19 protein-coding genes are annotated in these 20,312 nt (G+C 34.3%); 17 read left to right on the top strand and 2 right to left on the bottom strand.

The window, feature by feature from the left end:
• Positions 1-2 precede the first annotated feature (2 nt).
• The 10 genes from JIV24_RS04555 (at position 3) to uvrC (ending at position 12,004) form a co-directional block, all read left to right on the top strand.
• Positions 3-1,463, top strand: coding sequence for a lipopolysaccharide biosynthesis protein (locus JIV24_RS04555; protein WP_200463831.1), 1,461 nt, complete (start codon positions 3-5; stop codon positions 1,461-1,463).
• A complete protein-coding gene (gene dut / locus JIV24_RS04550; RefSeq protein ID WP_200463830.1) occupies positions 1,460-1,897 on the top strand; it encodes a dUTP diphosphatase in 438 nt (145 codons plus the stop codon). Before JIV24_RS04555 ends, dut begins: the two co-directional genes overlap by 4 nt.
• Positions 1,898-1,928: 31 nt before the next feature.
• Entirely contained in the window at positions 1,929-3,680 is a 1,752-nt protein-coding gene (locus JIV24_RS04545; RefSeq protein ID WP_200463829.1) for a tetratricopeptide repeat protein, read from the top strand.
• Entirely contained in the window at positions 3,680-4,531 is an 852-nt protein-coding gene (locus JIV24_RS04540; RefSeq protein WP_200463828.1) for a DUF4292 domain-containing protein, read from the top strand. Before JIV24_RS04545 ends, JIV24_RS04540 begins: the two co-directional genes overlap by 1 nt.
• Positions 4,521-5,672: a murein hydrolase activator EnvC family protein gene (locus tag JIV24_RS04535; RefSeq protein WP_200463827.1), complete on the top strand. Its 1,152-nt coding sequence runs from the start codon at positions 4,521-4,523 to the stop codon at positions 5,670-5,672. Before JIV24_RS04540 ends, JIV24_RS04535 begins: the two co-directional genes overlap by 11 nt.
• Before the next feature lie 110 nt (positions 5,673-5,782).
• Entirely contained in the window at positions 5,783-6,190 is a 408-nt protein-coding gene (locus JIV24_RS04530) for an ATP-binding protein (protein WP_234445705.1), read from the top strand.
• Positions 6,190-6,612 carry an rRNA maturation RNase YbeY gene (ybeY, locus tag JIV24_RS04525; protein WP_200463826.1) on the top strand — a complete coding sequence of 141 codons (423 nt, stop codon included), beginning with the start codon at positions 6,190-6,192 and terminating at the stop codon, positions 6,610-6,612. Before JIV24_RS04530 ends, ybeY begins: the two co-directional genes overlap by 1 nt.
• 41 nt (positions 6,613-6,653) lie before the next feature.
• Positions 6,654-8,531, top strand: coding sequence for a tRNA uridine-5-carboxymethylaminomethyl(34) synthesis enzyme MnmG (gene mnmG, locus JIV24_RS04520; protein ID WP_200463825.1), 1,878 nt, complete (start codon positions 6,654-6,656; stop codon positions 8,529-8,531).
• Between the two features lie 22 nt (positions 8,532-8,553).
• A complete protein-coding gene (gene ade, locus JIV24_RS04515) occupies positions 8,554-10,188 on the top strand; it encodes an adenine deaminase (RefSeq protein ID WP_200463824.1) in 1,635 nt (544 codons plus the stop codon).
• Complete coding sequence (uvrC, locus tag JIV24_RS04510) at positions 10,181-12,004, top strand: excinuclease ABC subunit UvrC (protein ID WP_200463823.1); 1,824 nt, start codon at positions 10,181-10,183, stop codon at positions 12,002-12,004. Before ade ends, uvrC begins: the two co-directional genes overlap by 8 nt.
• A gap of 56 nt (positions 12,005-12,060) precedes the next feature.
• On the opposite strand, the gene JIV24_RS04505 is transcribed toward uvrC, so the two are convergent.
• A complete protein-coding gene (locus JIV24_RS04505; RefSeq protein ID WP_200463822.1) occupies positions 12,061-13,038 on the bottom strand; it encodes a lipoate--protein ligase family protein in 978 nt (325 codons plus the stop codon).
• 297 nt (positions 13,039-13,335) lie between these two features.
• Between JIV24_RS04505 and dtd the strand changes: the two genes are divergently transcribed.
• The 3 genes from dtd to deoC are packed head-to-tail and all read left to right on the top strand — an operon-like array spanning position 13,336 to position 15,025.
• The gene (gene dtd / locus JIV24_RS04500) at positions 13,336-13,788 is read left to right on the top strand and encodes a D-aminoacyl-tRNA deacylase (protein ID WP_200463821.1); all 453 of its coding nucleotides are present in this window, start codon (positions 13,336-13,338) and stop codon (positions 13,786-13,788) included.
• A complete protein-coding gene (locus JIV24_RS04495) occupies positions 13,788-14,117 on the top strand; it encodes a nucleotide pyrophosphohydrolase (RefSeq protein WP_200463820.1) in 330 nt (109 codons plus the stop codon). Before dtd ends, JIV24_RS04495 begins: the two co-directional genes overlap by 1 nt.
• Positions 14,118-14,134: 17 nt before the next feature.
• Entirely contained in the window at positions 14,135-15,025 is an 891-nt protein-coding gene (gene deoC, locus JIV24_RS04490; RefSeq protein WP_234445704.1) for a deoxyribose-phosphate aldolase, read from the top strand.
• A gap of 41 nt (positions 15,026-15,066) precedes the next feature.
• Here the strand turns inward: deoC and JIV24_RS04485 are convergent, their stop codons facing one another.
• A complete protein-coding gene (locus tag JIV24_RS04485; RefSeq protein WP_200463819.1) occupies positions 15,067-16,041 on the bottom strand; it encodes a polyprenyl synthetase family protein in 975 nt (324 codons plus the stop codon).
• A 189-nt stretch (positions 16,042-16,230) separates the two neighbouring features.
• On the opposite strand from JIV24_RS04485, the gene JIV24_RS04480 reads away from it, so the two are divergent.
• The 4 genes from JIV24_RS04480 (at position 16,231) to JIV24_RS04465 (ending at position 20,279) form a co-directional block, all read left to right on the top strand.
• Positions 16,231-16,536 (top strand): ArsR/SmtB family transcription factor, encoded by a 306-nt coding sequence (locus JIV24_RS04480; RefSeq protein ID WP_200463818.1) that lies wholly within the window; start codon positions 16,231-16,233, stop codon positions 16,534-16,536.
• A gap of 60 nt (positions 16,537-16,596) precedes the next feature.
• Positions 16,597-17,046 carry a 6-pyruvoyl trahydropterin synthase family protein gene (locus JIV24_RS04475; RefSeq protein ID WP_200463817.1) on the top strand — a complete coding sequence of 150 codons (450 nt, stop codon included), beginning with the start codon at positions 16,597-16,599 and terminating at the stop codon, positions 17,044-17,046.
• Positions 17,047-17,202: 156 nt separating this feature from the next.
• On the top strand, positions 17,203-19,980 hold the full coding sequence (polA, locus tag JIV24_RS04470; protein ID WP_200463816.1) for a DNA polymerase I: 2,778 nt from the start codon (positions 17,203-17,205) through the stop codon (positions 19,978-19,980).
• A gap of 80 nt (positions 19,981-20,060) precedes the next feature.
• Positions 20,061-20,279 carry a hypothetical protein gene (locus tag JIV24_RS04465; protein WP_200463815.1) on the top strand — a complete coding sequence of 73 codons (219 nt, stop codon included), beginning with the start codon at positions 20,061-20,063 and terminating at the stop codon, positions 20,277-20,279.
• The last annotated feature ends 33 nt before the right edge of the window (positions 20,280-20,312 follow it).

The following is a 20,312-nucleotide window of genomic DNA, read 5'->3' as shown; positions in this document are numbered from 1 at the left end:
TTTTGAGTAAACTTAAAAAACTTGCGGGCGATACAATAATTTATGGACTAAGTACCATTCTAGGTCGTTTATTAAATTGGTTGTTAATGCCATTTTATATTCGAACGCTTAATATGGCTGAGGTTGGTGGTGTTTTTAATATCTATAGTTATATAGCTGTAATATTAGTGCTGCTGACGTTTGGATTTGAGACTGGTTATTTTCGGTTTATTAAAGATTATAAGCAAGAAGTATTACTAAAAACGCTAACAAGTTTTATAACAGCTTTTAGTATTCTTCTGACTGTCTGTGTATTTTTATTTCAAGATCAAATTAGTAATGTTCTTGGTAATCAGTTTTTGACAGCAAAATATTTCACGATTGCTGTGGCGATTGTAAGTATTGATGCCATCATTAGCATTCCGTTTGCTGATTTACGAATTCAGAATAAAACAAAAAGATATGCTACGCTTAAGTTTGTTTCAGTTCTTCTGAATATCCTATTTACCGTCTTTTTTCTTGTTATTTGCCCTCTATTGATTAAAAATGAATTTAGATTCGTAGAGTACTTTTTTAATCCAAATAATAAGCTCTATTACGTTTTTGTATCAAACTTGTTAAGTTCAATTATAATCGGTCTGTTTTTTATTCCTGAATTAATAAAAGTTAAGGCTAAATATGATCTTAGTTTACTTCGTAATGTCATTAAGTATTCCTATCCGATAATGATTGTCGGATTGTTTGGTATGCTTATTCAAAATATCGATAAGATATTAATGCCACATCTTATTTCCGAAGACGCGATGGAACAATTGGCTATATATGGTGCTAATTATAAAATTGGTATTCTAATGGCGCTATTTATTCAATCATATCGACTGGCATTTGAACCCTTCTTTTTTAAAGAAGGAAAGGATTGTGCATCAAAGGAACTATATGCACAAATACTTAAATTTTTTGTCCTTTTTGGTTGTTTAATTTTTGTGGGTGTTTTAGTCTTTATCGATGTTGTTAATTTGCTTCTCTTGCCTGACTATATTGAAGGCAATATTATCATTCCTTTTATCTTACTGGGACAATTATTTTTTGGAATTTACTACTCTTTATCATTGTGGTATAAACTTACAGATAGAACCAATTATGGAGCAATAATTAGTGGTATTGGTGCCGTTTTAGTTATTATAGGCAATATAGTTTTAGTGCCAATTTATGGTTATGTAGGTGCAGCAATTAGTTCCCTAATTTGTTTCCTTTTAATGACTGTAATTTCTTACTTTATTGGACAGAAATATTACCCCATAAAGTATCCTGTTTTCAAAATTATTTTACATATCTCAGTTGCTGTAATTGTTGTTTACGGTAGTTCTTTTATTCACTTAGATAATCTATTATTTCATTTGGTGCTTAAAGGCACTATATTTGTTAGTTATTTTGCTTTTCTTTATGTAATTGAAAGAAAGGAGTTAATAAAAATTTTGTCATGACAAACGTTCAAATTATTAATAAAAGCAGGCACCAATTGCCTGGATATAGTACAGAACATTCATCTGGTATGGATTTACGAGCTAATATTGATGGTCCGATAGTTTTAAAACCTTTACAACGAATTTTAATACCAACTGGTTTATTTATTCAACTGCCTGAAGGACATGAAGCTCAAATCAGACCACGCAGTGGTTTAGCAGCCAAATATGGTGTTACTGTGTTAAATACTCCTGGAACGATAGATGCTGATTATCGTGGAGAAATTAAAGTGATTCTCGTTAACCTGTCTAACGATGATTTTACAATTAATGATGGCGAGAGAGTTTGCCAAATGGTCATTGCGCAATATACCAAAGTGTCGTTAACTGAGGTTGAATTATTAGAAGAAACAGTACGAGGTAGTGGTGGTTTTGGACACACGGGAACCAATTAATCATTCATATCAACATAATTAATCGATTAATATGAGTTTTAAGCTAATTTGGTTTTCTCTTTGTATAAGCACAATTCTTTTGGCTGGTTGCTCTTCAGTAAAGACAAGTTCTAGCTCTAATGTAAGTTCTGAGCAACTGAAAAAGGTGCAACTTAATGATGTAGATAAACGCAAGTTCGATTATTTCTTTTACGAAGCTAGTCGTGAAAAGATGAAGGGTAATCTTGAAAAATCTGCGATGTACCTCAGTGAGTGTTTGAAAATTGATGGTACAAGTAGTGCTGCAATGTATGAGTTGGCCAATATATTGGTTGCAGGTAATGAGATTGTTAAAGCCCAAGGATTGTTAGAACGTGCAATTAGTTTTGAGCCAAATAATATTTGGTATAAGTTGATGTTGGCAGAACTATACCAAAAAAACAAGATGGGTTTTCAAGCCATTCAGTTATATGAGCAAATTGTAGCTGATTATCCCGATAACGATGAATATTTGTATGGTTTAGCCCAGGTATATAATCGAAATGGTGAAAATGAAAAAGCTTTAGAAGCCTATTCAAAGCTTGAGAAATCTATTGGATTAAACGAGGTTGTAATTCTTGAAAAGGAAAAGATTTTACTGAATATTGGAAAGAATAAATCAGCCCTACAAGAGTTAAACAAATTAGTAAAGAAGTACCCTAATGAAGGTCGTTATTATGGTTTCATTGCTGATTATTACTTATTTCTTGACGATAAGGAAAATGCTCGTAAGTATTACAATATCGTACTAGAAAAGGACCCAGCTAATGTAACGGCTTACTTTAGTCTTGGAAATTTGTCTTTTCAGGAAAAGGATACAGCCAATTTTATTAAGTTTTATAAGTTGGCATTACAGAGTAAAACAACACCGTTTGAACTTAAATTTCAGCGGATTTTACCTTTCTTAATGGATAATAAGACGATTGCCTCCAATAAAGGGTTTCTTACGGAATTTTTCGATGTAATTGTTGATGTTCATCGATATGAAGCAATGGCTTATGTGTATGAAGGAAACTTTTATCGCTCTGTTAATGAAAGTGATAAAGCTTTAAAATCCTATAAACAAGCATTATCAATTGAAGATCGTAATGAGTTAATCTGGCAAGATTATTTGCTCCTTATGATTGATACGCAGGATTTCATAAATATTTATGGAAATGCTAAAGTAGCGCTCACTCATTTTCCTGACAATGCCTTCTTTTATTTAATTGCAGGTAGTTCTGCTGGTCAATTAGATGATAATGATGAGGCACTAAAGTTGTTAGAAAAAGGTTTAACAAAGGTTGGGGATAATAAGGCAATGGAAGCACAAATTTATGCCAATATTGGTGATATTGCTTTTGCTAATAATGATGCAGAAAGAGCATTCAAATCATATGACAAATCTTTGGCAATTGATGAATTAAATATTGTGGTTCTTAATAACTATAGCTACTACCTGACTCTGGAAAACAAAGATTTAGATAAGGCTGAAAGAATGAGTAGTCGTTGCATCGAAATGGAACCTGGCAACTCAACATACTTAGATACTTATGCCTGGGTTTTATTTAAACGTGAACGCTATTTTGAAGCTAAATATATTATTGAACGCGCAATTGATAATGGTGGTGATTCAAGCAATGTTATAGTCGAACATTACGGCGATATTCTTTATAAGAATGGTGATATTGACAAGGCTGTAGAACAATGGAATAAAGCTGTTGAAATGGGAAGTGAAAGTGAAACCATTCAACAAAAAATTGATACAAAATCATACGTAGAGTAGTGGGAAGATATAAGTATTTCTTATTAGTGGGATTGATGCTTTCATTTTTTGGATGTAAATCATCACAAGTATTTTATAATAAAAATGGCCAACTCAAAAATATACCAGATTATAAATTAATCAATTCAACGGAAACGAAGTATATTGATTGTCATTCAATCTTTTATAAAAAGTTTAAAGCTGAATTTGATTTTAAAGGCGAAAGTAAATCCTTTAAAGGAAATTTATATGTGCTAAAGGATTCTTCAATTGTGGTCTCTATTAATCCATTAATGGGTATTGAGTTGTTACGAGTAAAACTTCAACCTGGAAAAGTTGAAATAATCGATCGTACGAAGAAGGTTTATTCACATGGTGATTACAGAATTTTGTGGGATAAATTCCTAATTGAAATGGATTTTTATACGCTTCAAAGCATTCTCTTAAATGAATTATTTGCTTATCCTATTGGTGATAACGATAAACATTTAAAACGTTACAAACATTATTGCAGTGATAATGTTTATCAACTACAATCGTTAAAAGAGGGAAAATTCACACGTAAGTACAAAAAGGATAAGACTACAAATATTATCTATCATCAGTTTTCAATCTTGCCTGAAATCTTTAAAATATCTAAAGTTTACATTAAGGATTTTGAGGTAAATAGTGAGATTACTATTGAGTATGGTAAGTTTATTGAAGTTCAGTCAGGCCTTGTTCCATCAACAATATTATTTAATGGACAGCGTGGTTCCGACAACTTTTCTTTAACTATACAGTTTGATCATATTGATATTAATAGTCAAAATTCTATTGGATTCAAAGTTTCAGGTAAGTATAAAAAAGTTGATTTAAGTAATGAGCATTAAGATTCAAAATCTGTTATTAGGTCTGATTTTAACCTTCTCTTTATCTTCTGTAGCTCAAACGCTTGATGAGCTTGAAAAAGAAAAGAATAGATTAAATATACGTATTGAAAATGCTAACAAATTATTATTAAGCTATTCAAAAAAGAAGCAATCAAATATTAATAGTGTTCGTTTACTTGATAATCAAATTAAAGACCGAGAAAGCTTAATTGCTGTATATCATAGTGAAATAGATGTGTTAAAGGCTGATATAAATATTCTGGAATCGGAAATAGATAATAATGAAAAGGAATTATCCTCCTTAAAAGAACAGTATACTAAGCTTATAAATGAAGCTTATTTAAATAAGAAGAAATATAATGAACTTTCATTCTTTTTTGGGGCTGAATCATTCAATGAAGCATACAGACGTTATGCTATGCTAAAGGAGTACAATAAATTCAGACACAATCAAGGTGTTTTAATCCAAAATAAGGCTATAAAATTAGACGAGTCATACAAGTTGTTAAATACTAATTTAAAGGTTCAGAACAACGCTTTAAATAGTGTGCAACAACAATACGCACAACTTATTAATGATAAACAAAAGGTTAATAAAAATATTCAGGAACTAAAGCAGAAGGAAACATCATTAAAACAAGATATTCGTAAACAAAAGAAGTCCTTGAAGAAGCTTGAAGACGAAATTGTTAAACTAATCGAAGAGATTTCTAATGAAACAGTAGAACCTTCTGACTTCCATCTGTCTAAAGGTAAACTAATTTGGCCTGTTAGAGATGGTGTTGTAATAAGTCGTTTTGGAGAGCATCCTCATCCTGTTTTAAAGTACGTTAAAGTAAATAATAACGGTCTTGATTTACAAGCTTCAGAGGATAAAAAGGTTCGCCCTGTTTTCGCAGGAAAAGTAAGTCGTATTGTTCCTATACCTGGTTATAATAAAGCTATTTTAATCCGTCATGGACGTTTTTTAACCGTTTATGCTAATATTGGTGAAGTTAATGTAAAACCGGGGCAAAATGTAACTAAAAGTTCGATATTGGGTACTATATACAGTGGTAAGGGCGAAAATTCTGGCGTACTTCACTTTGAAATTTGGGAAGAAAGTGTGAAATTGAACCCTGAGCATTGGTTGAAAAAGTAAATTTTGTATAACTTTTTTAACTAAGCCGCGTATAAACGAAATACTTGTATTATTATTAGAATTTTTCGGTGTTATTTAATTGAAAAACCTCTAAATTTAAGCTATATAAAATGGAATTGACTGCAAATAAAATCGAATTCAACTCCGAAACCAAAAATATTAATATTGTTGAGAAATTGATTGACGATTTGTCCAATGAATTTGATCTTCATAATGATATTTATGGAAAATTATTATTGGCTGTAGTTGAAGGTGTTAATAATGCAATTGTACATGGTAATAAGCTTGACAAAGAGAAGGTTGTAACAGTTGATTACATGATCGATGAAGAAAAGGTCGAGTTTACAATAAGTGATGAAGGTTCTGGTTTTGATTATACAAATATTCCAGATCCTACCAAACCTGAAAATCTTGAAAAAACGCATGGGAGAGGCGTATTTTTAATGCATCATTTAGCTGATGATATTGAGTTCGACGAAGAAGGAAGTATTGTCAAAATGACTTTCAATATTGATTAATGATAGATTTTCTTGCTGAAAAAGTTAACTTACCACATTTCATTAAAGAAGAAATTAAAGATTGGATTAAGTCTGTAATTGCTTCGTATGATTACGAACTTGGTGACTTATCTTACCTTTTTTGTGATGATGATTATATTATTGAAATTAATCGTCAATACTTACAACACGATTATTATACCGATATTATTACTTTCGATTATTGTACTGGTAAGGTTATATCCGGAGATTTAGTTATTAGTTTAGACACAGTACGTTCTAATTCAGAGATGTTTAATACATCTTATGAAACAGAATTGAAACGTGTTGTTATTCATGGTGTTCTTCATTTACTTGGTTTCAAGGATTCTACTGTTGAAGAAAAAGACCAAATGAGAGCTGAAGAAAATAAGGCTTTATCATTATTATCAACTTTTCATTAATTTTGCTGTTTATCTTACAGTAAACGAATAATTTTTAACGTATGGATTTTAAATACGATGTAATTGTCGTAGGTGGAGGACACGCTGGATGTGAAGCTGCAGCCGCGGCTGCTAACCTCGGAAGTAAAGTGTTGCTTATAACTATGGATATGGGGCGTTTTGCCCAAATGTCATGTAATCCGGCAATTGGAGGTGTTGCTAAAGGACAAATAGTGCGTGAGATTGATGCGTTAGGTGGTTATACTGGAATTATAACAGATAAGTCATCCATTCAATTTAGAATGCTTAACCGTTCTAAAGGACCTGCCATGTGGAGTCCAAGAGCGCAATGTGATAGAATGGTTTTTTCATCTGAATGGCGAATTCAGTTGGAAAAAATTCCAAACGTATTTTTTTGGCAAGACTCAGTCGTTGAATTTATTTTTCAAGATAACATAATTAAAGGCGTTAGAACGTCAAATAATGTAGAGTTCTTATCGGAGGCCGTTGTTTTAACAACAGGAACCTTTCTAAATGGTCTAATGCACATTGGTTCAGTGACTTCCGAAGGAGGTCGAGTTTCTGAACCAGCATCAAAAGGCTTGTCTGAGCAATTATTATCGCGTGGATTCACAGTTGGTCGTATGAAAACTGGTACACCCGTACGTATTGATGAGCGAAGTATTAATTTTGATAAATTAGACGAGCAGAAGGGTGATGGGCATGATTATCGATTTAGTTATTTGCCTTCTCCTGATAATGGATTGAGAAAACGTAGTTGTTTTATTACCTATACAAATCCTGAGGTTCACAAAGTGCTTGAAACAGGTTTAGATGAATCGCCAATGTATAATGGCACGATTCAAAGTATTGGACCTAGATATTGTCCTAGTATTGAAACTAAAATTGTTACTTTTTCAGAAAGAGAACGCCATCAACTATTTCTCGAACCAGAAGGGGAGACTACTATCGAATATTATTTAAATGGCTTTAGTTCTTCTTTACCATTAAAGACTCAGATAGATGCCTTAAAACTTGTTCCTGGTTTAGAAGAAGTAAAAGTATTTCGACCTGGTTATGCTATTGAATATGATTTTTTCGAGCCAACTCAACTTAAACATACCCTTGAAACAAAAAAGATTAGTAATTTATTTTTTGCTGGTCAAATTAATGGTACAACTGGTTATGAGGAAGCTGCTGCTCAAGGTTTAATCGCTGGAATTAATGCACATCAAAAAATTAACAACAAAACTGATTTTACTTTAAGTCGGGATGAAGCATATATTGGCGTGTTGATTGATGATTTGGTAACAAAAGGTGTTGATGAACCTTATCGTATGTTTACTTCTCGTGCTGAATTTAGAATTCTTCTGAGACAAGATGATGCAGATTCGCGTTTATCTCCAAAAAGCTTTGCAATTGGTTTAGCTTCTCAAAAGCGAATCGATCATTTGAATGAAAAAATTGATAAGCGAAATCAGATTATTGAATTTCTAAAGGAATTTAGTGTTAAGCCAGCTCTGATTAATTCGTGGCTTGAATATATGGGCACAGCGCCATTAAAACAAGGAGTGAAGTTAATTGATATTATTTCGCGCCCTCAGATTAATATATATGATTTACTTGATGGTATTAAACCATTTGCCGAATTTATAGAAAAGTTAAATATGGCTCGAAAGGATGAGATTCTTGAGTCAACTGAAATTATTCTTAAATATTCAGGTTATATTAATCGAGAAAGATTATTAGCTGATAAGTTTAAAAGACTTGAAAATTTGAATATTGTGAATAAATTCGATTATAAATCAATTAAATCACTTTCTACAGAAGCAAGGCAAAAGTTAGACAGTATTCAGCCAGAAACAATCGGACAGGCAAGTCGAATCTCTGGTGTTTCTCCAAGTGATATAAATGTATTATTAGTATTAATGGGAAGGTAATGTTCCACGTGAAACATATTTTATGATTATTTCTGGAAATATAGTTGATATTATTAATAGAGATATTTATCCTGGTAAAGTCTATTTACGAGATAATATTATCCACAAAATAGAGAGAGATAATAGTACTTATTCAAATTATATTTTACCTGGCTTAATTGACAGTCATGTGCATATTGAAAGTAGTATGCTTACACCTTCAGGTTTTGCTAAATTAGTTGTTCCACGTGGAACGATAGGAGTTGTTTCTGATCCGCACGAAATAGCAAATATCTGTGGTGTAAAAGGGGTTGAGTACATGATTGAGGATGGAAATAATGTACCCTTAAAATGTTTTTTTGGTGTTCCTTCGTGTGTTCCTGCAACAAGTTTTGAGACCTCCGGTTTTAAAATTGAGAGTCTAGAAGTGGAATATTTATTACAAAAAGGCGCTCCATTTTTGGCTGAGATGATGAATTTCCCTGGTGTGATTTACGGAAATCAAGAGGTTTGGAGTAAATTAAAACTGGCTAAAAAATACAATGTTCCGATTGATGGGCATGCACCTGGTGTGCGCGGTGAAGATTTAGAAAAATATGCGGCTGGAAATATCACCACCGACCATGAATCTTTTACGATTGATGAAGCACTTGAAAAGATAAAACTAGGTATTAAAACGCAGATTAGAGAGGGGAGTGCAGCACGAAATTTTGAGGTTTTACATCCTTTAATTAGCAAGGAACCTTTACAAACAATGTTATGTACTGACGATAGTCATCCGGATTTAATTATTGAAAAAGGACATATTGATCGGTTAATAAAGCTTGGATTAAGTAAGGGATACTCAATTTTTGAACTTTATCAGGTGGCAGTTATTAATCCTGTAAAACACTATAATTTACCGGTTGGTTTATTACGAGAAGGCGATGCTGCTGATTTTATAGTTGTTGATTCTTTAAGTGATTTCAATGTTATAGAAACATACATTGATGGTTTAAAGGTGGCCAGTAATGGTAACGCATTGTTCGATTTTCCAAAATCAGATCTAATAAATAATTTCAATTGTTCACCAATTTCAATAGCTGATATCACCATTTCAGCACCGTATGATTCACCTAAAGTACGGGTAATAGAAGCACAGGATGGTGAGTTATTAACCAATGAATTTATTTGGCATCCAAACATAAAAAAGGGGCAGTTCATTCAATCTGATCTTAATAATGACATTCTAAAAATAGTAGTTGTTAATAGATATAGTCAGAGTAAACCAACTGTTGGATTTATAAAAAACTTTGGTTTAAAAAATGGGGCATTAGCTAGTTCGGTTGCTCATGACAGCCACAATATTGTTGCGATTGGTTGTGATGATAATGCTTTGATACAGGCAATAAATAGTGTTATTGAATGCAAAGGAGGAATTTCTGTTTGTAATAATGAGTGTTTAAATCGCCTAGAATTACCCGTAGCTGGGTTAATGTCGGTTGAGCCAGGTGATGTTGTTGCGAAGAAATATGCTGAATTAAATACTCTGGTTGAGGAGATGGGCTGTACTATAAGGGCACCATTTATGACGCTTGCCTTTATGTCTTTGCTTGTTATACCATCCTTAAAAATTGGTGATAAAGGATTGTTTGATGTCAATAAGTTTGAATTTACAAGCCTGTTTGTAAATGAATGAAGCTCGCATAGAATTAGAAAATAAACTAAAACTATTAGTTCAATCCTTACCATCTTCACCTGGTGTTTACCAGTATTATAATGAAGATGGTGTTATCATTTATATTGGTAAAGCAAAGGATTTAAAAAAACGCGTTTCATCCTATTTTTCCAAAAAACATGAGGATGGAAAGACAAGAATACTTGTTAAAAAAATCGCCGATATTAAACACATTGTTGTTGATTCGGAAGAAGATGCTTTATTGCTCGAGAATAACTTAATAAAAAAGTACCAACCTCGTTATAATATCTTATTAAAGGACGATAAATCTTATCCTTATATTGTCATAAAGAATGAACCTTACCCACGTGTTTTTCAAACCAGAAATTTTATACGCGATGGAAGTTCCTATTTTGGGCCGTATACATCCATTGGAATGGTACGTACATTAATCGATTTGTTCCGTCAAATATACCCTTTGCGCACCTGTAAGCTAAATTTAAGTGATGAGAATATTAAGGACGGAAAGTTTCGTGAGTGCTTAGAATATCATATTGGAAAATGTAAAGCACCCTGTATAGGTCAGTTTGATAAGGATATTTATCAGGGGAATATTCAATCGATTAAAGAAATTTTACATGGTAATATCACTTCAGTTCTTAAATATATGCATGGTATCATGCTTAATTACGCCGATGAACTGGAGTTTGAAAAAGCGGAAGAAGTCAAAAGAAAGATTGAATTATTAAAAGGACATCAATCGAAATCCACTGTGGTTAATCCAAAAATAACCAACGTAGATGTATTTAGTATTACTGATGACGACAAAGCAGCTTACGTTAATTTTATTCGCGTGGTTAATGGAGCAATTATTCAGTCGCATACAATGGAGTATCGCAAGAAACTTTCAGAAGAAAAGTCTGAGATTTTACCGCTTGCCATCTTTGAAATGAGAAGCAGAATTAAACTATTAGCCCGCGAAATTTTGGTTCCTTTTAAGTTGAATATCGAATTAGATAATGCAAAGTTTATCGTTCCTAAAATAGGAGATAAGAAAAAGTTAATGGATTTATCTGAACGAAACGTTAAATATTTTCGCTTAGATAAACTTAAGCAACAATCCTTGCATAAAAAGGAACCGAGAGAAGAGCGAATACTTAAAGTAATGCAATCTGATTTGCGCTTAAAAGTGTTACCTCGCCACATCGAGTGTTTTGATAATTCAAACATTCAGGGAACAAATCCAGTGGCTGCATGTGTGGTGTTTCGTAATGGAAAACCTTATAAAAAGGATTACCGACATTTTAATATAAAAACTGTTGAAGGGCCAAATGATTTTGCTTCAATGGAAGAAGTGGTTTATCGACGTTACAAGCGTTTAAAAGAAGAAGGTCAGGGCTTACCACAGTTAGTGGTAATTGATGGTGGTAAAGGTCAGTTAGGAGCCGCTGTTAAGATACTTCGGGATTTAGATTTAACTGATAAAATATCAGTTATTGGTATTGCTAAACGATTAGAGGAGATATTTTATCCAGGTGATCCGGTACCTTTGTATCTTGATAAAAACTCAGAATCGTTAAAAATAATTCAATATTTACGAAATGAGGCACATCGTTTTGGAATTACTTTTCATCGTCAAAAACGATCGATTAATTTTATTCAATCAGAGCTGAATAATATTTCCGGAATAGGAGATAAGACAATTGAACTACTTTTCAAGAATTTCAAGTCATTTAACAAAATTAAAGAGGCTACAATTGAAAATTTAGAAGCGGTTGTGGCTAAAGATAAAGCAGCTAAAGTATATTCTTATTTTAATCCAGATAAAACTATTTAATATATTGAAATACAGACGAATATAATAATTTAATATTTAACTACTTTTTTCATCATCTAGCTAAAAAAGCCATTTAAGATTGCCTCATTGTCAGATTTTGTTAATGATGATGAATTTAGTAAATATAATATATCATTTGTATTATGCTGGTGACCAATGATATTTTTAGCTAAATTTTCTAATGCATTCTTAATTGAAGAATCGGATGTCTTTATTTCACATTCTGTAAATACACCTTTTTCGATTTTTATCCTGGATTGTATTCTTACGCCGCTCTCGAGCTTGTATCGTTTGTTTAATTCAAAAACAGGACTGTATCCATAGTTCCATTCCCAAGTGTTGTATTTATCTCTTGAAATAGCCTTAATTTGCTTTAATTCTTCATTATCAAGGCTAAGTTCATTACTGTTGGAGTAGTGCTTTAAAAGGTAGTTAAAAATGTGTTTAACAAAGTCAGTGTATGTAAAGCTTTGGTCTACATAGTTAGAAATATTTGTGACTTCACTTCTTACAGATTTAACTGCTTTATCTTTAATTATTAATGGATTGGTTTTAAGTGAATTATTTAAAACACTTAAATCAGAACTAAATAATAAAGTACCATGATGCATCACTCTGGTTTTAAACACATGCGAGGCATTGCCAGAAACTTTTTTGCCATCAATCTGTATGTCATGACGTTTGCCAAAAGTTGCATGTATTCCTAATTCTTTTAGGGCCAATAGGATAGGTTCTGAATAACGCTCAAAGTTCACTAAATGACCTTTTTCACCAGTTTGAATAAAGCAAAAGTTTAAGTTATTTAAGTCATGGTACACAGTTCCTCCACCCGATAGTCTTCTGTAAACAGGTATGTTATGCGCATTGATGTAACTATAGTTTATTTCTGCTAAAGTGTTTTGGTGTTTGCCAACGATAATAGATGGTGAATTAGTGTAAAGAAAAAATACGTCTTTATTTGAATGACGCAGTAAATATTCCTCAGTTGCCAGGTTAATGGCAGGATCGTTGGTGTTACTAAGTAGTCCGTTCATATGATTCTAAAACTGCTGAAGTATTGATTTGTTTATTATAATGACAAACAAATACACAAATTGGCATATTAACAAATCAACATTAAACCCGAATTATGAATTAGAATGTCGTCATGAACATTGAAAGTGCAATAAAACAAGGTTTTATCGAAACGAGGCATAGCACTGTTCTGGTGAGTTGAGATGAAATAACGAAGTGACTTCTTTTGAAGTAATTTCAATGTGTAATAGATTTTCTAATGCATATTGCGGGTTAAAAGATTAGTCGTATTTTCGATTGCCAAAAATATAAAGATAATGCGTTTAGTTATTCAAAGGGTTAGTGAGGCATCCGTTTCAATAAATGAAGAGCTCAAGTCTGCTATTGACTGTGGTTTATTAATCCTCGTAGGAATAGAGCCAAATGACGATTCGAAGGACATTGAATGGTTAGTAAATAAAACCTGTAATCTTCGGATTTTTGATGATGAAAATGGCGTGATGAATAAGTCTGTTCTGGATGTCAAAGGAGGTTTATTGGTTATAAGTCAGTTTACTTTACATGCCCGCACTAAAAAGGGAAACAGACCCTCATATGTGAATGCAGCCGGACCAGATATTGCAATACCGCTTTATGATGAATTTGTGACTGAACTTGAAAAAGCCAGTGGCGTAAAAGTTGGTACAGGTGAGTTTGGTGCCAATATGCAGGTTCAGCTTGTTAATGATGGTCCTGTAACAATTATAATTGATTCAAAAAGAAAAGAATAATGGATATATCTGAAGCCCAGGATAAAGTAGATAAATGGATACAAACCTATGGTGTTCGCTACTTTAGTGAACTAACCAATATGGCTATTCTTACTGAAGAAGTTGGTGAACTGGCGCGTGTTATGGCGCGTAAATTTGGCGATCAATCCTTTAAAAAGTCAGACCTAAAAGTAGATATGGCCGATGAAATGGCTGATGTTCTTTGGGTGCTCATTTGTTTGGCTAATCAAACAGGTGTTGACCTTGAAGATGCTTTTAAGCGTAATATGGATAAGAAAACGAAGCGTGATAATACGCGTCATTTAAATAATAATAAACTCACTAAATAACCTTAAATACTATAAAGATGGATGGATTAATGGATAAATTTCCGTTTAAATTAACAGACGAGGAAATCGCAAAAGGGATAGAAGCTGCAAAAGCTGAAGCTGCATTACTAAAACAGGATAAAGATGTTTTAAAACTATTATTTAATTGCATCGACCTAACATCATTAAATACAGAAGATTCATCGGATAGTATTCGGGACTTTGTAGAAAAAGTAAACGAATTGCCAAAACACTTTTCTCTTGTTCCTCAGGTTGCGGCCATGTGTGTGTATCCTGCGTTTGCATCGGTTTTAAAAAGTGGATTACAAGATAAAAACATAGGCCGTGCAGTGGTATCTGCCGGATTTCCATCATCCCAAACCTACCTGGATGTAAAGAAGCTTGAAACGCAAAGAGCCATTGATTTTGGCGGCAATGAAATTGATATTGTGATCTCGGTAGGTGAATTTCTTGAAGGAAACTACGAATTTGTAGGAGAGGAGATTACTGCCATCAAGAGTGTAATGGGAGATGCGCACTTGAAAGTGATTCTTGAATCAGGCGCATTAAAAGAGCCAAATGAAATTTGGACGGCGAGTATTATCGCCATGGAGTATGGAGGTGATTTTATCAAAACATCAACTGGTAAACAACAACCTGCTGCCACCTTCGAAGCTGCTTTTACGATGTTGTCAGCCATCAAATCATTTCATACTGAGACAGGGAAAAAGATTGGTTTTAAGCCTGCTGGAGGTATATCAACAGCCGAAGATACATTGGTATACTATTGTTTAGTGAAACAAATTTGTGGCGATGATTGGTTGAATAATAAGCTATTTAGAATTGGTGCCAGTCGCTTAGCCAATAACTTATTGTCCGATGTTGCTGAAATAGAAAATGGTTTCAGAAAAGAAATTAAATACTTTTAAAATATTATATATCAGGTGTATTTGATGATTCACCTGATGTATTATTTTTTGCGCTTAAGTGTGTAATCAACCATGGTCAAAAGCGCTTCTTTTGTTTCCGAATCTTTATAAGCAGAAAGCGAATCCTTCGCTTTTTGCGCATACATCTGCATTTGTTCATTGGCGTATTCAATGCCACCATTCGCTTTTACAAAGGCGATAATTTCCTGCACTTTCTTTTCATTTTTATGATGACGACGAATCAGGGTTAGTATTTTTCTTCGTTGCTTACTATCAGTTGAATGAAGTGCATGAATTAAAGGGAGTGTTAATTTCTTTTCTTTGATATCATTGCCTGTTGGTTTGCCAACTAACCCGTTTTGTTCGTAGTCAAACAGGTCATCGCGAATTTGAAAAGCAATACCCAGGTTAGAACCAAATTCAGCCATATTTTGAAGTTTCTCACCGTTGGCCTTAACCGAAAGTGCTCCTGCTTTGGTACAAGCAGCAATAAGTGTGGCTGTTTTCTTACGAATTATTTCATAATACACCGCTTCTGTTATATCCAGTTTGCGCGACTTCTCTATTTGCAATAGTTCTCCTTCGCTCATTTCGGTTACAGCTTCAGACACCACCTTAAGGACGTCAATCTGGTCGGTATTTAATGATAGGCTAAGTCCTTTTGATAAAAAGAAATCGCCAACCAATACTGCCACTTTTGATTTCCATAGGGCATTGATGCTAAAAATACCTCTTCGCTGATAGGTTTCATCAACCACATCATCATGTATTAATGTAGCAGTGTGTAGAAGTTCTATTAGTGTGGCTGATATGTAACTAGCATCGCTTATTTCACCATTTAGTTTAGCTGAAAGAAAAACCAGCATAGGCCGCATTTGCTTCCCTTTACGACGAAGAATATAATTGGTGATGATATCAAGAAGCGGAATCTTTGACTTTAATTGTTCCTTAAAGTAAGGTTCAAAGCGTTTCATTTCCTCCTTAATGGGAGCTTTAATAATGGATGTATCTGACATATCTAACCTCTTTCAATACACGTATTACAACGAATTCACATCGGACGCCAAATTTAATTATTATTAAGGATTTTTATCCATCATATTGATATTATCTAAATATTTAAATATTTTTGCCCGTTCGTAACACTAATATAACAAGATAGTTATATATTTGTATTTGTAATTATTTTATTAAGATAAGCTCAAATGATGAAGATTAAAGATTTAGATACGGAGATGCTGGACAGAGCAGCAGGTATGCTCAAAGCTATTGCTCACCCAATGCGTATCGCTATTCTGAGCCATTTAGAAGATGGAAATAAACTGACTGTTACCGAAATACATAAATTGTTGAATATTGAGCAGTCAACTACATCTCATCATTTAGGTATCTTAAAGGATAAAGGTGTTTTAGCAAGCGAGCGACAAGGTAAAAATACATTCTACTATCTTAAACACAATAGTTTACGCAATATAGTTGATTGTGTTAGTAAATGTACAATTGTAAGGTAATCGAATAATTAGTTGAAGATATGAAGGCTGATTTTTTCAGTCTTTTTTTATGTAGTGAAGATGGCAAAAATACGATTAACAAAGGAGTTTAGGTTTGAAATGGCGCATGCTTTGTGGAACTATGATGGTTTATGTAAAAACCTGCATGGACATTCTTATATCTTAAACGTAACCGTACTTGGTGAACCTATAGCCGAACAGGGGAATCCTAAGTTAGGTATGGTGATGGATTTTGGCGATTTAAAAACAATCGTTAATGAGGAAATTGTCGATAAGTTGGATCATGCCATTGTTTTAAGCAAAAATGCACCATCAGAACAGTTATTGGCTTTACCACAAATGGGTCAACGTCATGAAATTGTTGATTATCAGCCAACATGTGAAAATATGCTGGTGGACTTCGCAGAGCGTATCAAAAAGCGTTTGCCCGTAAACATTCAATTATTCAGCTTAAAATTAAACGAAACAGCCACCAGCTATGCCGAGTGGTTTGCAAGTGATAATGAATAAAAGCTGTTAGCAAGTAGCTATAAGCTTCTGCAAAGGATGACATCTCTATTTTGAAACTGAAAATAGAGATGTCATCCTTTTTTTGTTTTACCAAGCAGCGAATAAGCCATCAGCCATTAGCTTTTTATATCTTTAGCAAAAAAACACAATATAACTATGGCTGACGAAAAGAAGGATTTGTATTTGTTGGATGCTTATGCATTAATATTCAGGGCTTATTATGCGTTTATTCGTAACCCGCGCATTAATTCTAAAGGATTTAATACATCAGCAGTTTTTGGTTTTACCAATTCATTATTGGAGATACTTACAAAAGAAAATCCAACACATATTGCGGTTGTTTTTGATCCATCAGGACCTACTTTTCGACATGATGAATTTCCCGATTATAAAGCCAATCGTGATGCCACACCAGAAGATATAAAGTTATCGGTGCCTTACATCAAGCAGGTTATCGAAGCCATGAATATACCTGTAATTGTAAAGGATGGGTTTGAGGCCGATGATGTGATTGGCACCTTATCAGCTAAAGCATCAGAGGCTGGTTTTAATACTTATATGGTAACGCCCGATAAGGATTACGCCCAATTGGTAAAAGACAATGTGTTTATGTACAAGCCACGAAGCAAGGGTGGCGGTATTGATATTTGGGGTGTTGAGCAGATAAAGGAGAAATTTGAAATAGATAATCCACTGCAGGTAATTGACATATTGGCATTGTGGGGTGATGCAGCCGATAATATTCCCGGATGTCCGGGAGTGGGTGAGAAGCGCGCCAAAGATTTGATTAAAGCTTATGGCAGTATTCCTGGTATATACGAACATATTGATGAGCTAAAAGGCAAGCAAAAAGAGAACATGATTAACTTCCGCAAGCAAGTGGAGGATTCATATTACCTGGCTACCATTCGATTAGATGTGCCGGTGGAGTTAGATGTGGAGGCTTTAAAGAAAGAAAAGCCAAACATGGATGCCATCAATAAGTTATTTGATGAGCTCGAATTTAAAAATCTTATTTCGCGTATTAATTCCTTGTATGGCACCAAGCCCGTTCAAGGCGATTTATTTGGTATGGCGGCTACTCCTCAGGAAGAAGTGGTGGAAGAAGTATATACCTCATGCCAAACTATCAAAGATGTGGTGCACCATTATTACCTGGTGGATAATGCTCAGAAACTGGCATCTTTAAAAGCTGAACTAAGCACCAAAAAGCAATTTTGTTTTGATACCGAAACAACTTCTGTCAACGCCATGGAAGCAGAGATGGTGGGCATGTCTTTTTCGTGGAAAGCCAACGAGGCTTATTATGTGCCGGTAATGACAAATGGGGTGGTAGATGTTGATACCATCAAGTCGTTTAAAGCAGTATTTGAAGACAATAAAACCACGAAAGTGGCGCAGAATCTGAAATACGATATGCTGGTATTAAAAAACTATGGCATCGATGTTAAAGGACCTTATTTTGATACCATGGTGGCGCATCATCTTTTGTATCCTGGCTTAAAGAATGGCATGGATTTTATGTCAGAAACCTATCTGAATTATACGCCCATATCATACGAATCCATTGTTGGGCCAAAAGGGAAGAAGCAAAAGAATATGCGCGATATCACGCCTGAAAATGTGTTGGATTATGCCGCAGAAGATGCTGATATCACACTTCAACTGGCTCTTAAATTTCAGGAGGAATTAAAGGGGAGTGATGTAGAGAAATTGTTTCACAATATTGAGATGCCTTTGATTGAGGTATTGGCCAATATGGAGTTTGAAGGGGTTTCGTTGGATGATAATGCCTTGAAAGATTTTGCGGCTAAATTACGTGAGCTGATTATTGGACTTGAGAAGAAGATTGAAGAACTGGCTGGCAGAGCCTTTAATATCTCTAGCCCCAAACAAGTGGGCGAAGTGTTGTTTGATCATTTGAAGATTGATGCTAAAGCAAAGAAAACCAAGAGTGGGCAATACAGCACCGGTGAAGAAATTCTGCAAAAGCTTAAAGATAAGCATGAAATCATTCCTGCCATTTTAGAATACCGCGGTTTGGTGAAACTCTTAAATACCTATGTGGAAGCCTTGCCGAAGCTGATTAATGAGAAAACAGGTAAGATACACACGAGCTATAGTCAGGCGACTGTGGTAACAGGTCGTTTAAGCTCTAATAATCCCAATCTTCAGAATATTCCTATTCGAGATGAAAATGGTAAAGAGATACGTAAAGCCTTTACAGCATCCGATGAAGAACATGTATTCTTATCGGCCGATTATTCGCAGGTGGAATTGCGTTTGATGGCGCATTTTAGCGAAGATGAGCATTTGATTAAAGCGTTTAATAATGGGGAGGACATTCACGCTGCTACCGCCGCTAAAATATTTAAAGTGCCTTTGGATGAAGTTGACGGTGATATGCGTCGAAAAGCCAAGACAGCTAACTTTGGTATTATCTACGGTATTTCGGCTTTCGGTTTGGCCGAGCGTTTAACCATCTCACGAAAAGAAGCCAAAGAGATTATCGATGGCTATTTTGAGAGTTTCCCGGGTGTGAAAATATTTATGGATGGCAGTGTGGCCAAGGCGCGTGAGGACAACTACGTAGAGACGCTGTTTGGTCGAAAACGTAACCTGAGTGATATCAATTCAAAAAATGGAGTGGTGCGTGGCATGGCCGAGCGAAATGCGATTAATGCTCCAATACAAGGCACAGCAGCTGATATTATCAAACAAGCCATGGTGAACATCCAAAAACGCTTTGAAAGCGAAAATATTGCCTCTAAAATGATTCTTCAGGTGCATGATGAATTAAACTTTGATGTGTTGAAATCGGAAGAGGAGCAAGTAAAAGCCATTGTGAAAGAAGAAATGGAAAATGCCATTAGCTTATCGGTGCCGTTTGATGTGGATATGGGCGTAGGTGTTAACTGGCTGGAAGCGCATTGATAGTGAAGAGTGAATAGTTTAGAGTTTGTGGTTTATTAGTTTCGCAATTCATTCAACAGTTAATTATTAAAACTAAACCTATGTGGATAAAAACGAAAAGCAAAAAGACCTTGGTAAAGGTGATACAGGTAAAAAAATATAAGACAAGAAAAAGCTATAGTCTTCAAGGCATCTGTCAGGCAAGTTTAAGTGCGGGTGTTGATTTAGGTAAGTATGAATCAGAAGAACTGGCTGATGCCGAGCTAAAAGCCATTGAGAACTGCATTAAAAACGGCGAGAATTTTTATGAAATGACATAGATTACTCATAGCGCATTTCAAATAGTGAGAGCA

Origin of the sequence: Carboxylicivirga marina, from assembly GCF_016612505.1 — a bacterium.
GTDB lineage: Bacteria > Bacteroidota > Bacteroidia > Bacteroidales > Marinilabiliaceae > Carboxylicivirga > Carboxylicivirga marina.
Note: the sequence above shows the minus strand (reverse complement) of the source record. Positions and strands in the feature narration are given on the sequence as shown.